Consider the following 15,249-nt stretch of genomic DNA (forward strand, 5'->3'; position numbering starts at 1 on the left):
TCCGGGTAGCTATGTGCGGACGGGATAACCGCTGAAAGCATCTAAGCGGGAAGCCTTCTTCAAGATGAGATCTCCCCGAGACCTAGAGTCTCCTAAAGGGTCCCGCAAGACTAGCTGGTTGATAGGCACGGTGTGGAAGCGCTGCAAGGCGTTGAGCTAACGTGTACTAATGCCCCGTGAGGCTTGACCATATAACCCCAAGGGGTTTACGAGAGACGGAAAGAAAGATCCCGTCTCCGTTCGGTGATCATCACCGACATTGCCGGATACGCGCTGCCCTCAAGAGCGGGCAGCCAAGAGACGTCGCTCAGCAGCATGATCCGAATCAGTGGGAATGAGGGCCGGGTAGGCAGTGAAGGCTCATGATTTCTGCGTCAGTTTTGCCTGACGACCATAGCGAGCGGGAACCACCTGATCCATGCCGAACTCAGTAGTGAAACCGCTTAGCGCCGATGGTAGTGTGGGGTCTCCCCATGTGAGAGTAGGTCATCGTCAGGCACTTATTTAACGAAGCCCCGGCCATTTGGTCGGGGCTTTGTTTTTAGGGGTCTCCCCATGGAGAGTAGCGGAGAGCCGCCCTGGTCATCGTCAGGCACCTATACCGTACCCCAGCTTCGAAAGAAGCTGGGGTATTTTTATGGTGCGACAAAAACCAACGCAGTCATCGTCAGGCACTCATCCAAAACCCCGGCCAACAGGCTGGGGTTTTTTATGTCCGGCATTTGGGCCCAGTTTTGAGGCTCGGGATAAGGGTTCGAAACGCCATCGGAACAGGTCCAAGGCTAGGCACTATATCGACCGAAGTTCGCCCTGGCGAGCCGTGTGATCCTTGGTTGCCGAGGTGTTCTCCGGCGTTGATCATCACGTGTACCAATGTTGTCGTTACTGACGCCAAGCGCCGACAGCCACGTGTTCAGAGTTGAAAAGTTAGGAGAAATTGGGGAAGGGAAGCTGAGAAGTTGGCTGATTCCGCAATCTGAAGCTATGGTGTTAGGGCAAATACATGGAAGCAATTGCTCAGGAGAATGCGAGATGCGCACCGACCTATTGAAGAAGATGGCAATGGCCATGCTGTTGGGCCTGATGGCATTTGGCGTCGTGGCTTGTGACAACGACGAAGGTCCAGCCGAAGAAGCTGGAGAATCGGTCGATAACGCCGTGGACAATGCAGGCGATGCGATGGATGATGCTGGCGACGAAATGCAGGAGCAGTCAGAAGACGCGCAGAATTAATATCGTCATGGTGTCGGCGTAGGATGTAATGAAAAAACCCTGCGTTGGCAGCCATGATTTACCTGAACATGCGACTCAGGTGAGTTATAAGCGAATCAAGCCCGGACATCATGAATACGATGTCCGGGCTTTTTTGATTGGAGGCCGGGTGGCATTTGTGGCTACTTCGAGGCCGTGGCCCGGATGATTTCCATCCAACGATAAAAATGGGCGGCCGTGTCGAGACACTGCCGCCCGCTGTCTATTGCCATACCGTTGCATCACGATTTACTGAGCCATTGCCGCTGCCGGCATTCCCCGGCAGCGGCATATCACTGGTCAAACCTGGCGATCAGGTGTCATCACGCTTGGGCAGTGCATAGGCGATCACATAGTCACCGGAGGGCGTTTCCATGAAGTGATGCCCGGTGGCGACGATGACGACGTACTGACGGCCGTCTGCTTCGTACACCATCGGATTGGCCTGGCCGCCCGCCGGAAGCGGAGCCTGCCACACCGTCTCGCCGCTCTCGATATCGATGGCACGAATCAGATCGTCTGTCGCTGCCGCGATAAAGATCAGACCCCCGGCAGTCACGACGGACCCCCCATTGTTGGGTGTGCCGATGTCGATGGGTAGCCCTGAACGGATGCCCCACGGGCCGTTGGCGCGAGCCGTACCCAGCGGGCGGTCCCAAAGGGTATCGCCACTGGCCAGGTCGATAGCACGGATGTGGCCGTACGGCGGCTGCTTGCACAGCATGCCGGTATAGGGCACACGCCAGCCGGCGTTGACGTTGATCGCATAAGGCGTATTGGCCTGAGGATCACCGGCACCCTCGGCGCCACCGCTGTCTTCCTTCTGCTCCTCGCGCGGCACCCATCCCAGCTTGTTGGCCACATCACGCGGCACCAGCTCGTTGTAATTGGGCATGTCGTTGTAGTTGGCGATCATCACTCCGCGGTGCGGATCGATTGCCACGCTACCCCAATCTGAGCCGCCGTTATAACCGGTGTACTGGATCCAAGGCTGTTCGGCAGTCGGCGGTGTGTACATGCCCTTCCAGCTCGCCTGGCGATACTGGATCCGGCAGAACAGCTGATCGAACGGAGTCATGCCCCACATGTCCTTCTCGTCGATATCCGGCTGACGCAGCGTTGCGTAGAGCGAGAACGGTTGAGTCTCGCTACGTTGATCCGGCTCGGCACCACCTTGGGGAACCGGGCGCTCCTCGGCACCGCCGCCCAGCAGCTCGCCGGTTTCACGGTTGAAAACGTAGATCTCGCCTTGCTTGGTCGGCATCACCAGCGCCGGCACCTTGCCATCGCCGGTGGGGAAGTCGATCAGCGTTGGCTGTGAACCGGGGTCATAGTCCCAGACGTCTTTGTGAGCCGTCTGGAAATGCCATTTGGGCAGGCCGGTTTCGACATCGAGTGCGATCATCGAACTGGCCCACTCGTTCTCTTCCGGTGTCCGCGAACTGCTCCAGTAGTCGGCAGCGCTGTTGGCCATCGGTAGATAAACCAGTCCCAGCTTGCTGTCGCCGGCGGCGGTCGTCCACATGTTGGGAGAGCCACGAACGTAAGTCTCGTTGCCCGTCAGCGGTTCGCTCTGGTCGGGACGGCCGGCATCCCAGGCCCACAACAGCTCGCCGGTCACGACATCATAGCCTTTGATCACACCGGACGGCGGATAGCGACGCTGACCGTCCAGGACCTGATGGCCGGTGACGAGAACGTTGCGCACGACGACGGGGGCGGAGTTGATGGAGACATAGCCATCCGGGGTCTCGCCCATATTGCGCTTGATATCCACCTGGCCGTTGTCACCAAAGTCTGTACACGGCTCACCGGTCGCTGCATCGACTTCGATCAGGCGACCATCCAGAGTGCCGGAAATGATGCGTGCCTGGCAGGATTGATCGTCGTTGCTTGCGACCGCAGGCTCGCTCGGCTGCGTTTCGCTGACCGGGGCCTGGTCGTCGCTGTCGCTCTGTTCATCATCGGCGGCCATGGGAGCAGTTGGATCCGCAGAGGGATCATCGCCGGTCGACGACCGAGCGTCCGGGACTTCGTAATACGTCACGCCGCGGCATGCTGCGGTGTAAGGGATGGCGTCCTCGGAAACCTGGGGATCGTAACGCCAGTTCTCTTCGCCCGTTGCGGCATTCAGGGAGATCAGGATGTTGCGCGACGTGCACAGGAAAACGTCGTCGCCAATTTTCAGCGGTGTGGTCTCGGCCCCCCAACGATGATCGAGGACATCGCCAGTGCGATACTGCCAGGCTACCTCGAGATCGCCGACGTTATCCGGCGTGATCTGATCTGCCGGCGAGAACCGCGTGGCGGCCGAGTCACGACCATAGGCGGCCCAGTCTTCATCGGCGGGGGCATCGGCTGGCTGTGCATCCCCTACATCGGTCGACAGGGACTCATCGGCGATCGCCGGCACATCCTCGAGGTGCTGGTATCCGCGATTGGGAAGAAAGGCGAGCGCTCCGGCAACGACCAGCCCTAGAAACAGGACGCCCGCAAGCGACAACCCGGTCTTCCGTGAAGGGCCGTTCTTGAGCGCGGGAGTGATCAATGCGACCAGGATGGCCAGAATCAATACCACGTCCAGTCGAGGAATCCAGCGCCAGTAATTCAGCCCCGACTCCCACGCGGCCCATAAAAACGTACCCACGAACACGACAGCGTAGATACCGGCCCCCGAAACTCGCCCGCGAAACAGCTGGATGCCGGCAACCAGCATCAGCACGCCAGCGACCAGGTAATACCAGGAACCGCCTAATATCGCCAGATACGCGCCGCCTGAGCCTAAGGCCAGGCCGACAAGCGCGACGATGATCCCGACGAGTTTGGCGAAAACACTGCCAGCACCGCCGGAAGAAGTGGTAGTAGCCACTGCACTCTCCCTTGAATGAAATATTTGACACTGTCGATCACAGACTCCGATGCGATCAATTACCTACTGCGACAAGCTGTCGCATGAAGTAAGGGTAGTCATGGTAATTCAAGCTGGCGATGAATTCAGTTCGAAACGCCATTCAGTGTGGTTCTGCGGCTTTCCTGCCAAAAGCTCCTTGTTCGACAAAGGTTTAAGCTAGGTAACAGATTTGTTACGGTGAATGCGACGCCATCCCACAATAGCCATTAATGGCTTCTCTGAAGATTCCGACATTCGGACTTTCGACATTCGGACTTTCGACATTCGTACAAGGGAACGACAACTTGACTCTAGGAACCTTTCGGTCCTTCGGCTTCGCCGTGGGCATGATGGCGTGCGTCCAGCCGGCGCTCGCGCAAACTTCTCAAGATAACGAAGCGATTCAGCGTCGGCTCGATGCGTTGCAGCAACAGGTTCAGCAGTTGCAGCAGCAATTGAGCGAACAGCGGGCCAGTCAGCAGGAGGAAAATACCCGGACGCGTGAAATAGCCGAAGACAACCGCTCGCTGCTGGACGAGGTTGGCACCCCGCAGTTCAGCGGCGCCGTCGAACTGGGCTACACCTTCAACGACTGGAGCGAGACCAGTAAAGACACGACCGGGGATGTGAATTTCGGAAAATTCATTCTCGGCATGGAGGGTGGCGAGGGACCGCTCTCCTACTCGTTTCAGTATCGCTTCTACGACGGCTATCAGTTCCTGCACCATGCCTGGGCAGGTTACCAGTTCGGCAGTGAGGACAACGTCAAGCTCGGCCTGGTCCAGACGCCGTTCGGCAACATGGATTACGGCTATCTCGGCTGGTATGGCACGTTGCCGTATCTGGCAGGCTTCAACGACAACCAGAACGCCGGCATCAAGTGGGACCACAGTCAGGGTGCCTGGGATACCAGCCTGGCTTTCTTCAAGAGCGATCAACTGGGCGACGGTAACGAGCATTACGGGGCCAACGCCATTGGTAGCGGCACCCAGGGCAATACCGAGGAGAACCAGCTTGCCGGGCGTGTGGCCTACACCTTCAACCAGGGAAGCGACTACACCACGCAGGTCAATCTTTCCGCCAAGGGAGGCCAGCTCTACAACAACAATACTCATCAGAGCGGCGATAGCTGGGCCGTGGCAATGGGGCTGGACGGCAGCTATGGCAACTGGCTGACACAGCTGCAGGCCACAACTTACGAATTCAACGCGAAGAATCCCGATTTCGCCGACAATGAAGGTGTTTCCGACACTGCTGTCCAGATCGGTGCCTTCGGGTTCAACTACCTGATCCCGGCGGAAGGCCAGATGTACTCGGTGAGTCTGGCCTACAGCATGGACGTCGATTGGGGACCGGTGGAAAACATCTACTTCTTCAACGATTTCAGCTATATCGATCCCTCCGACGAATTTTCCGCGGTCAACGGCGGCTACGGCGACATGAAGGATCCGATGCTGAATGATATCGGCTTCAAGCTGACAGCCGGCCGTTATTACGCCTGGTTCGATGTCGTGACCAACAAGAACGGGCTGAACTATTTTGGTTCGCCGGTCGATGACGGCTGGCATACCAGCTTCCAGAGCCACTTCGGCATCACTTACTGATTCCGGCGCTACGCTCGATTGACCAGGCCCCCGGCATTGCTGCCGGGGGCTTTTTTTGGATTCCTGTTTTCGAACCCATCAGCCGGCCTTGTCTGGCATCACCGGTATCGACGCCGGTCATTGACTTGGCGTAAACGTGGACGCAAAGCCTTGGCGCGACGTCTTGTATATTTTATACAAAACGCCTAGTGTCTACGAAAAGCATAGTGTCAGAATGTAACTTTCCATGGCAGGATGAAGCGACGTCGCCGTCGATGCGACTCGACAACGGAAGGGCGCCTAGCCCGACCCCTTTGCAGTACGAATAAACAATAATCGCTGAAGGGAGTAATCGTCGTATGGGTAAATTTCTCAAACTGATCGCCTCCGCGGCCGTCGTCAATCTGGCCGTGGGTTCGCTGGCCCTGGCGCAGGACGGGCCTATCACTCTCGGTGTCCAGGTGCCGACGACCGGGTCCGAAGCGACCTACGGCAAGGATATGTACAACGCCATGATGCTGGCTGCCGACGAGATCAATGCCGACGGCGGGTTGTTGAATGGACGTCAGATCGAGCTGGTCACCGGAGACACGGCCTGCGACCCACAGCAATCGGTCAACGCCGCTAGCCGGCTGGCCTCGCAGGAAGTCGTCGGTGTCGTGGGAGGCTATTGCTCCGGTGCCACCCAGCCAACGCTCAAGACCTACGGCGACGCCAATATTCCGTTCGTCATCGTGGCGGCCAACTCCACCCAGTTGATTCCGGCCAACCCGGGCAACGCGGTGATGATCAACTCCACCGGTGACGATCAGGCCAAGACTGCGCTCGACTTCTTCGAGGGCAAGGGCATCGAGAAGCTGGCCATCGTCAATCAGGGCGATGCCTACTCTCAGGATCTGGCCAACCTGACTCGCGACGCCTGGACCGGCGCTGGCCATACCGTTTCGGCCTTCGAATACGTCAACAAGGGGGAGCAGGATTTCTCCGCCCTGGTCAACAAGATCCGCGGCTCTGGTGCCGAAGCAGTCTTCTGGACGGCCTACTACGCCGATGGCGGGCTGCTGATTCGCCAGCTGCGCCAGCGCGGCTTCCAGGGCACCATCGCCGTGGGTGATGGCTCCAACTCGCCGGAACTGTTCAATATCGCCGGTCAGGCGGCGGAAGGCGTGTTCGCATTCTCCAATCCGACGGCCGACTTTCTGCCGGCTGCCAAACAGTTCACCAGCGACTACCAAGCCAAGTTCGACAACGCGCCGGGGCCGTACGCGCCGCTCGCCTACGATGGCTTGCAGCTGATGGCCTGGGCCATCGACAAGGCCGGTTCCACCGATGGCGATGCCATCATCAAGGCGCTGAACAGCGCCGATGGGCAGGAGTGGCTGGCTGGTCCGATCTCCTTCACGCCACAACATACGCTGGCGCGCAGCAATTTCGTGGTACTCGAGGGCCAGGGTGGCAAGTGGACCCGTTACGAGAAGTGACGGCTAGTTCCCCGGTTCGCGTCTGATCTCGAACTCAGACTCGAACCGGTGATGGCGGTACGCGCTGCGGCAAGCGAAGTTGCGGCGCGTTCGTCTTCCCTTTTCCGCTTTTCGCTGTCCAGAGACATACGCCCATGACCTGGTACGACTCTTTCTTGCAGCAGCTCGTCGATGGGCTGGTGCTGGGCTCTTTCTATGCCCTGGTGGCGCTCGGTTACACCATGGTGTTCGGGGTCATCAAACTGCTCAACTTCGCCCATGGCGATTTCTACATGACGGGGGCCTTCGCAGGCTTCGGCGGCCTTTCACTGGTTTCCGGGTTTCTCGGTGCCGGCTGGCTCGGTATCTTCGTCGCCATGCTGCTGGCGATGCTGGCCGTTGGCTGCCTGGGGGTCGTGATCGAGCGCGTGGCCTATCACCCGATGCTGGGCGCCCCCCGGCTATCGATTCTGATCACCGCGCTCGCCGTGTCGCTGGTGTTGCAGAACGCAGCGCTGGCGCTCACCGGTGGTCAGTACACCGCTTTCAGCACCGACCTTGGGTTCGGTGGCTTCAACCTCGGCAATCTCTTTCTTTCCTATAACCAGATCGTCCTCGTCACGATCGCCGCCTTGTTGATGATCGCGCTCGAGCTGTTCGTCTCCAGGACGCTTTATGGGCGAGCCATGCGCGCCGTCTCCATCGACAAGGACATGTGCCGGATGATGGGGATCAACGTCTCCGCCGTGATCGCAGTGACCTTCTTCATTGGATCCGGGTTGGCGGCAGCCGCTGGCACCATGGCGGGAGCCTACTACGGCAGCATCTGGTACTTCATGGGCTTTCTGATCGGGCTCAAGGCATTCACCGCCGCGGTGATCGGTGGCATCGGCAGCATCACCGGGGCGATGCTGGGCGGCCTGATACTGGGCTTGCTGGAGTCCTTCGGGACGCATATTCCGTTCATCGGCAGCGAGTGGAAAGACGTCTTCACTTTCTCGATCCTGATCCTGGTGCTGGTGTTCAAACCCACCGGCCTGCTCGGCAAATCCGAAGTGGAGAGGATGTGAACATGGACAAACATTCGCCACCCACGAACCCGGACGCCCGCGAACCCGATCTTCATGAACCCGATCTTCATGAACCCAGGCCGCGAAATCTGCTCCAGCGCCTCTATGTGGCTTTCGAGTCGCCAGGGCGGCGGCGCGCACTTCACCTCACGATTCTCGCGATTCTGATCGTCACGCCATGGATCTCGAGCCAGTACACCACGGTAATCCTGACCAACGCGCTGCTCTACGTGGTGCTGTGCCTGGGTCTCAACATCGTGGTGGGCTACGCCGGTCTGCTCGATCTCGGCTACGCCGCCTTCTTCGCTGTCGGCGCCTACACCGTCGGCATCCTGACGCAGCAGTTCGGCGTCAATTTCTGGGCAGCGATTCCCTTCGCCCTGATGGCCGCAGCGCTGGCCGGCGTGATCATCGGCGGGCCGACGTTACGTCTGCGCAGCGACTATCTGGCCATCGTGACCCTGGGCTTCGGCGAGATCGTGCGCTTCACTGCGCGCAACCTGGAGATCACCGGTGGCGCCAGCGGCCTCTCGCACATTCCGGAACCGTCGCTGTTCGGCTGGCACATCGATAGCTCGATAGACTTCTACTACGTCTTCGTGGTGTTGGCGGTGCTGGCCTACCTTGCCAGCCAGCGGCTGTTCGATTCGCGTCTCGGCAGGGCCTGGCTCTACGTCCGGCACGATGAAGATGCCGCCGAGGCGATGGGGATCAACCGGGTCGCGACCAAGCTGGCGGCGTACGTGATCGGCGCCATCTTCGGGGCGATCGGCGGGATCTTCTTCTCGGTGAACCTGGGCGCCATCTCGCCGGAAAGCTTCAGCTTCCAGCAGTCGGTGCTGATTCTGCTGGCAGTGGTGCTTGGCGGCATGGGCAAGATACCCGGCGTCATTCTGGGCGCGTTCATTGTGGTGCTGGGCCCCGAGTTGCTGCGCGACTTCGGCACCTTGCGACTGCTGATCTTCGCCGTGCTGCTGCTGCTGATCATGCTGTTCCGGCCAAGCGGTATCTGGCCCGAGAAACGTTCCTAGGGGGATGCGATGCTGCTGCAACTGAAACAGGTGTCGCTGAGCTTCGCCGGCAACACCGTACTGCACGATGTCAATTTCGGCGTCGACGCGGGGCGGATTCACAGCCTGATCGGCCCCAATGGTGCCGGCAAGACGTCGATGTTCAATGTGATTACCGGATTCTACCGTCCCCAGCAGGGGGTTATCACTCTGGATGGCGACGCCATCCTCAAGCGCAAGCCACACGCGGTGACCCGAATGGGCATCGCGCGGACCTTCCAGAACGTCCGCCTTTTCCGGGAAATGTCGGTGCTCGAGAACGTCATGGCCGGGCAGCACTGCCGGACGCGATCGGGTGCCATCGCCGCCATTCTCCGGCTACCGAGTCAGCGCGCCGAGGAGCGCCAGATTCTCGAGACCAGCCTTGAATGTCTCGATTTCGTCGGGTTGCTGGGGCATCAGGATCGGCTGGCGACCAACCTCGCCTACGGCCACCAGCGCCGCGTCGAAATCGCCCGCGCCCTGGCCACCGAGCCTAAGCTGCTATTGCTCGACGAGCCGGCGGCAGGCCTCAACAGTGGCGAGAAACAGGCGCTGATCGAACTGATCCGGCGCATCCGGGACGAGCGCGGCGTTGCCGTACTGCTGATCGAGCACGACATGAGCCTGGTGATGAATGTCTCCGAGCGGATCAGCGTGCTCGATCACGGCAGTTTGATCACCGAGGGCGACCCCCAGGCGGTGCAGAACGATCCCAGAGTGATCGAGGCCTATCTCGGCCAGGACGACGAGGAGCTGGCACTGTGACCGAAACCATCACTCAATCCGAGGCCGCTGCGAGCACCACGCGTCCGGGCAAGGTGCGTCTGAGCATTCGCGATGTCGAAGCCTTCTATGGTCAGATCCAGGCGCTGCGAGGCGTGTCACTGGATGTCCATGAGGGAGAGATCGTGACCCTGCTGGGCAGCAATGGCGCCGGGAAATCGACCACGCTCAAGACCATTTCCGGGCTGGTGCGGGCGCAGCGGGGAGATGTCCTGCTCGAAGGGGAATCGATCGCCACGCTGGCGGCCCACGAGATCGCTCGCCGCGGTGTGGTTCATGTTCCGGAGGGGCGGCGCATTCTGCGCGGGCTGACGGTCAAGGAGAACCTTGAGCTTGGTGCCTTCACGGTCAAGGACAACGCGCTCCGACGACAGCGGCTCGATGAAGTCTACGGCCTGTTCCCGATTCTGCATGAACGCCGTCACCAGGATGGCTCGCTGCTTTCCGGCGGACAGCAGCAGATGCTGGCCATGGGGCGCGCGTTGATGCACGGTCCCAGCGTGATGCTGCTGGACGAACCGTCGATGGGCCTGGCGCCGAAGCTGGTGACCGACATCATGCGCATCATCAAGCGTCTCAACGAAGCCGGCACCACCATTCTGCTGGTCGAGCAGAATGCACGTCTGGCGCTGCGTCTGGCGCACTATGCCTACGTGATCGAGAACGGCGAGATTCGCATGCAGGGCGAGGCGGCCAAGCTGCGGCAGGACGAGTCGATCGTGAAGGCCTATTTGGGCGTCGGCGAGTAGCCGACGGGAGAGCTCCCATGCAGACGAATCGCGTGATCCATAGCGTCAGCTGTCATGCCGAAGGCGAGGTGGGGGACGTCATCGTGGGTGGCGTCGCGCCACCGCCCGGAGAGACGCTGTGGGAGCAGTCTCGCTGGATCGCTCGCGACCAGACCCTGCGCCACTTCATGCTCAACGAGCCCCGAGGCGGCGTATTCCGGCATGTCAATCTGCTGGTGCCGGCCAAGGACCCGCGCGCGCAGATGGGCTGGATCATCATGGAGCCGGAAGACACGCCGCCGATGTCCGGTTCCAACAGTCTGTGCGTCGCGACTGTCCTGCTCGAGACCGGCATTCTGCCGATGCAGGAACCGGAGACGCATCTGGTGCTGGAGGCCCCCGGCGGTGTCATCGAGGCCGTGGCGCGCTGCGAGAACGGCCGGGTGGTGGACGTCACGGTGCGCAACCTGCCGGCGTTCGTCGACCGGCGCGATCTGCAGCTCGAAGTGGAAGGGCTCGGCACGCTCCGTGTCGATACGGCATTCGGCGGCGACAGTTTCGTGATCGTCGATGCCGAGGATCTGGGCTTCAGACTGGTACCGGACGAAGCGCGGGATCTGGTCGAAGCCGGCATTCGCATCACCGATGCGGTCAATGCGCAGTTCGGCTTTTGCCATCCCACCAATCCTGATTGGCGGCACGTCTCCTTTTGCCAGATCGCCGCGCCGCTCAGCCGCGAAGGCGATGCCTGGTTGGGGCGCAACACGGTAGCGATACAGCCGGGCAAGCTCGATCGTTCTCCCACCGGCACCGGCTGTTCGGCACGCATGGCGCTACTGCACGCTCAGGGCAGGTTGGAACAGGGCGAAACCTTCATCGGCGAGTCGATCATCGATTCACGCTTCTACTGCAGGCTCGATGGCACGACCCGCGTCGGCGGGAAGGAGGCGGTGATGCCGTCGATTCGCGGGCGTGCTTTCATCACCGGAACTCATCAGCATACGCTTGATCCTCATGATCCCTGGCCGGGCGGTTACCGGCTCGCCGACACCTGGCCCCGAATCGGTCGCTGACCAGCTCGACGGCCCGGGCAGCAACCGTCTGCCCTCGATCGGGAGAATGACGGCTCAGGAAGTGACGGTATCGGGCTCGCGGTCGGGCTTGATACGTGGCCGCTCGGCCATGATGTGGCCGAGGCGCTCCAGCGCCAGTTCGAGTCGCTCGACCAGTCCTTCCAGCAGCACGCGACGATCGGCGGCAACGTTGCCATGGGTGGCGATGGCCGCGTCCAGTCGCTTGCCCGCCTCGCGAACTCCCTGCGGCTGGCGGCCGTTGGCGCTCTCCTCGAAGCCGCTGGCCAGCGCTCGCAGCAGCTGGCGGTGGGCTCGCCGAATCAGCGGGTGTGGCGCATCGTCGAGACGATCGCGCAGGCGCAGCGTCGCGGTGCCCAGGTCCAGCCCGGTCAGTCCCAGAATGAACAGATGGCGCTGATCCTCGGGAAGCATGTCGTCGTGCTGCGCCAGTTGCAGGATACGATCGGCCATGTGTCCGCTGAAGCGGGTCTCGGCATCGCGTATCGATCGCCGCCGCAGGTGATGAATGTCCCGCGAGATCGCATTGATCAGACGACGGCGACGCAGCCGCGTGCCCAGACCGGGCAGCAGCCGGAAACCCATCACCACGCAGGTCAGCCCAATGATCACCGCAACCGCCCGGTTGGCGAAGCTGTCGAAGGAGAAGTCCATGTTGTTGCCGGGCATGGTCAGCAGGATATTGAAGATGGTGAAAGCCAGGCAATAACCCATCGTCGCCGGGTTGGTCGCGCCCAGCAGCCCCAGGAACAGCGGCGTGCCGAACAGCATGGCGAGCATCGGAAAGCCGTTGGCCTGCGACAGCAGTACGTGACCGAACAGAAACGCGCTGGGAATGGCCGCGAGCATGCCCTTGTAGAACATCATGGTGATCGCGACCGGATTGTCGCGGCTGGCAAAGAACGACGAGAACAGCGTGCCGAGCAGCATCGCGACCATCGCGCTGCTCCAGGCGGTGAGAATCCAGAACATGGCGAGCGAACCGAAAACGAGACCGGAACGCAATGCGTTGATGCCGGCGGCAAGGTGATCGCGATGCCAGGCCAGAGAGGCCGATCGCAGCTTGTGCGTACCGGGCGAGGCGATCGCTTCGCGGGCGTCCAGCATCACCATGGCATGGCCGATCGATTCCCGCAGTCCCAGGCGTGCGCGTCGGTCCAGCGGCGCCATGCCTTGCTCATCGCTTTCATGCACCAGATGGCGAAGGTCCTGCAGCTCCTGACGCGCCTTGGGCACGCCCTTGACGTGTTCCGCTTCACGGAAGCCTTGCGCGACCTGGCGCGCAATCTCGATGCTGCGGGGATCCAGCCTGTCGGCGTGATCGTGAAGCATCTGATGCAGCGCCTGCAGATTGGCCAGAAAACGCAGCGTGCGTCGGGTCAGGACGTGAGTCGCGCGGATGCGCCCCGGCCCCTCCGGCCCTTCGAAGCGCGCCGCCTGGCTGTCCGTTTCCAGCACCGTCAGCGGGCCGAGGCTGCCTCGCAACGCCTTTTGCATCGCAGGGATGTCGTCGCTTGCCTCCAGGCGCAGGGCGGCGTTCTCGAACGCTTCGTTGATCGCGGTGTCGGCCTGCGCCGAGAGATGCTTGCCCACTCGAGAAGGCCATAACAGCGAGCTGACCAGGGTGGCACAGATGGCACCCAGCCCCAGTTCCGACAGGCGTGCCACGGCGATGTCGAAGATCCCGCCGGGCGTGCTGCCATTCGAGATCACCACGATCAGCATGGCGGTGACGGCAGCCATCAGGCAGCCGTAGGTATAGTTGTTGCGCCACAGCGAGCCGACGTAGGTGCACAGCATGATCCATAGCGTCAGCGTGATCAGTGCAGGCACTCTCGCCTGCGCAAACAGCGCCATGATGAGGATGCCCGCGAGCGCGCCGATGAGGGTGCCGCTGATCTGGCAGATGCCTTTTTCGATCACCATGCCGCTCATCGGCCGGATCTGCAGGAACGCCGCCGAAATCAACGCCCAGTAAGGCCGGTCGAGGTTGAACCAGAGGGCCAGATAGAGCGCGATCATCATCGCCAGCGTGGTCTTGATCGCAAACTTGACCGCCGTCACATCGGGCGTCAGATAGGTCTTGACGAGTGGTGGCATGGTACTCACGGCGAATCGGCGGCGGTGTCGTCCGGCCTTGGGTCAGGTTGCTGCGCCTGCTCGGTGGGACGTCGGTCGGCGGCCACGCCCCGGGACGTCGTCGTACTCACCGGCGCGTCGACACGCTCGTCGGACCGGCTGCCGCCCGCCGCGTCGACGCGAACGGTCGCGGTCATGCCGGCACTGAGCAGCGTCTCGTCCGGAATGTCGTCCAGAGTGATGCGAACCGGGATTCGCTGCGCCAGACGTACCCAGTTGAAGGTGGGCTGGACCTGCGGCAACAGCTGATTGTTGAGACTGGTATTGGTGTCCGCAATGCCTCTGCCGATGCCGGCGACGTGACCACGCAGGTGCGTGTCACCGTTCATCAGGATGACCTCGGCCGAATCGCCGACCCGGATCGACGGTATCTTGGTCTCTTCGAAATAACCCATGACGTAGTAGGAGTTCGACTGCACCAGTGCCATGACCGAGGTGCCGCGAGTCACGTAGTTGCCGGCGGCGAGCTGCAGATTGAGTACATGACCACTGATCGGTGCCACGACTCGGGTACGTTCCAGGTCGAGCCTGGCGCTCGCCAGATCGGCCTGGGCCTGCTTCAGATTGGCGGCGGCGACCCGACTGTTGATCTGCGCGATCTGACGATCCTCGGCGCTGATCGAGCGGCTGCTCAACTGATTGCGACGCTGGGCTTCCGTCTGACGCAGTTTCAAGGTGGCCTCGCGGTTTTCCACCGTGGCCTGGGCCTGGTCCAGCGCTGCCTGGTAACGAGCCTCGTCGATCTCGAACAGGGTATCGCCTTTGGCAACGAAGTCGGTGTCGTTGACGTTCAGCGTGCGTACCCAGCCGGAGACGTCCGGGGCGATGGTGACGACCTCCGCGCGCACGCGCGCATCCCGGGTCCAGGGCGTGAAGAGGTAGTAATTCCAGAGCCAGATACCGGCGGCCACGGCGATCGCGACGACGACGAGGGTCAGGAGGATACGTAGCGAATTGCGCATCAAGTACTCTCGGGCAGGACGGAAAACAGAAAGGTGATGCCGGCAGTGATCAGCACGAACAGCGACACATCGAACCAGGCTTCATACCACAGGGCGCGCTGGCCAATTACCCAGTGCAGCAGCGAGCGCAGAACGATGGTAGCGATGAAGCCGCAGAAGGCATAGATCAGCAGTGGACTGAGAAAGATTCCGCCAACGGCGATTTCCTGAAGACCCATATCGTTCCTGTTGGCAGTGACG

12 protein-coding genes and 2 rRNA genes are annotated in these 15,249 nt (G+C 61.1%); 10 read left to right on the top strand and 4 right to left on the bottom strand.

All coding sequences use genetic code 11. The features are described from left to right. From BTW07_RS20065 to BTW07_RS17415, 3 genes are all read left to right on the top strand, one after another. Positions 1–191 (top strand): 23S ribosomal RNA (locus BTW07_RS20065); the annotation flags it as partial. Positions 192–383: 192 nt separating this feature from the next. After that, a 5S ribosomal RNA gene (rrf, locus tag BTW07_RS17410) occupies positions 384–498 on the top strand. A 534-nt stretch (positions 499–1,032) separates the two neighbouring features. Beyond that, positions 1,033–1,233 (top strand): hypothetical protein, encoded by a 201-nt coding sequence (locus BTW07_RS17415; RefSeq protein ID WP_075571444.1) that lies wholly within the window; start codon positions 1,033–1,035, stop codon positions 1,231–1,233. 331 nt (positions 1,234–1,564) lie between these two features. On the opposite strand, the gene BTW07_RS17420 is transcribed toward BTW07_RS17415, so the two are convergent. Beyond that, positions 1,565–4,120: a membrane-bound PQQ-dependent dehydrogenase, glucose/quinate/shikimate family gene (locus BTW07_RS17420; RefSeq protein ID WP_083942013.1), complete on the bottom strand. Its 2,556-nt coding sequence runs from the start codon at positions 4,118–4,120 to the stop codon at positions 1,565–1,567. 326 nt (positions 4,121–4,446) lie between these two features. Between BTW07_RS17420 and BTW07_RS17425 the strand changes: the two genes are divergently transcribed. From BTW07_RS17425 to BTW07_RS17455, 7 genes are all read left to right on the top strand, one after another. Next, complete coding sequence (locus BTW07_RS17425; protein WP_110661335.1) at positions 4,447–5,745, top strand: hypothetical protein; 1,299 nt, start codon at positions 4,447–4,449, stop codon at positions 5,743–5,745. Between the two features lie 338 nt (positions 5,746–6,083). After that, positions 6,084–7,205 (top strand): branched-chain amino acid ABC transporter substrate-binding protein, encoded by a 1,122-nt coding sequence (locus BTW07_RS17430; RefSeq protein WP_075571446.1) that lies wholly within the window; start codon positions 6,084–6,086, stop codon positions 7,203–7,205. Between the two features lie 134 nt (positions 7,206–7,339). Beyond that, on the top strand, positions 7,340–8,254 hold the full coding sequence (locus BTW07_RS17435; RefSeq protein ID WP_075571447.1) for a branched-chain amino acid ABC transporter permease: 915 nt from the start codon (positions 7,340–7,342) through the stop codon (positions 8,252–8,254). Positions 8,255–8,256: 2 nt separating this feature from the next. After that, a complete protein-coding gene (locus tag BTW07_RS17440; protein WP_083942015.1) occupies positions 8,257–9,285 on the top strand; it encodes a branched-chain amino acid ABC transporter permease in 1,029 nt (342 codons plus the stop codon). 9 nt (positions 9,286–9,294) lie between these two features. Further along, positions 9,295–10,071 (top strand): ABC transporter ATP-binding protein, encoded by a 777-nt coding sequence (locus tag BTW07_RS17445; RefSeq protein WP_075571448.1) that lies wholly within the window; start codon positions 9,295–9,297, stop codon positions 10,069–10,071. Then, positions 10,068–10,838, top strand: a complete 771-nt coding sequence (locus tag BTW07_RS17450; protein ID WP_211314266.1) for an ABC transporter ATP-binding protein — start codon at positions 10,068–10,070, stop codon at positions 10,836–10,838. Before BTW07_RS17445 ends, BTW07_RS17450 begins: the two co-directional genes overlap by 4 nt. Before the next feature lie 17 nt (positions 10,839–10,855). After that, on the top strand, positions 10,856–11,890 hold the full coding sequence (locus tag BTW07_RS17455; protein ID WP_075571449.1) for a trans-3-hydroxy-L-proline dehydratase: 1,035 nt from the start codon (positions 10,856–10,858) through the stop codon (positions 11,888–11,890). Positions 11,891–11,944: 54 nt separating this feature from the next. Here the strand turns inward: BTW07_RS17455 and BTW07_RS17460 are convergent, their stop codons facing one another. The 3 genes from BTW07_RS17460 to BTW07_RS17470 are packed head-to-tail and all read right to left on the bottom strand — an operon-like array spanning position 11,945 to position 15,227. Further along, on the bottom strand, positions 11,945–14,008 hold the full coding sequence (locus BTW07_RS17460; RefSeq protein WP_075571450.1) for an FUSC family protein: 2,064 nt from the start codon (positions 14,006–14,008) through the stop codon (positions 11,945–11,947). A gap of 5 nt (positions 14,009–14,013) precedes the next feature. Next, positions 14,014–15,009: an efflux RND transporter periplasmic adaptor subunit gene (locus BTW07_RS17465; RefSeq protein WP_083942017.1), complete on the bottom strand. Its 996-nt coding sequence runs from the start codon at positions 15,007–15,009 to the stop codon at positions 14,014–14,016. Continuing rightward, positions 15,009–15,227 carry a DUF1656 domain-containing protein gene (locus tag BTW07_RS17470; protein WP_075571451.1) on the bottom strand — a complete coding sequence of 73 codons (219 nt, stop codon included), beginning with the start codon at positions 15,225–15,227 and terminating at the stop codon, positions 15,009–15,011. The genes BTW07_RS17465 and BTW07_RS17470 overlap by 1 nt, the downstream gene beginning before the upstream one ends. Between the last annotated feature and the right edge of the window lie 22 nt (positions 15,228–15,249).

It is taken from the genome of Salinicola socius (assembly GCF_001937195.1).
Classification (GTDB): Bacteria; Pseudomonadota; Gammaproteobacteria; order Pseudomonadales; family Halomonadaceae; genus Salinicola; species Salinicola socius.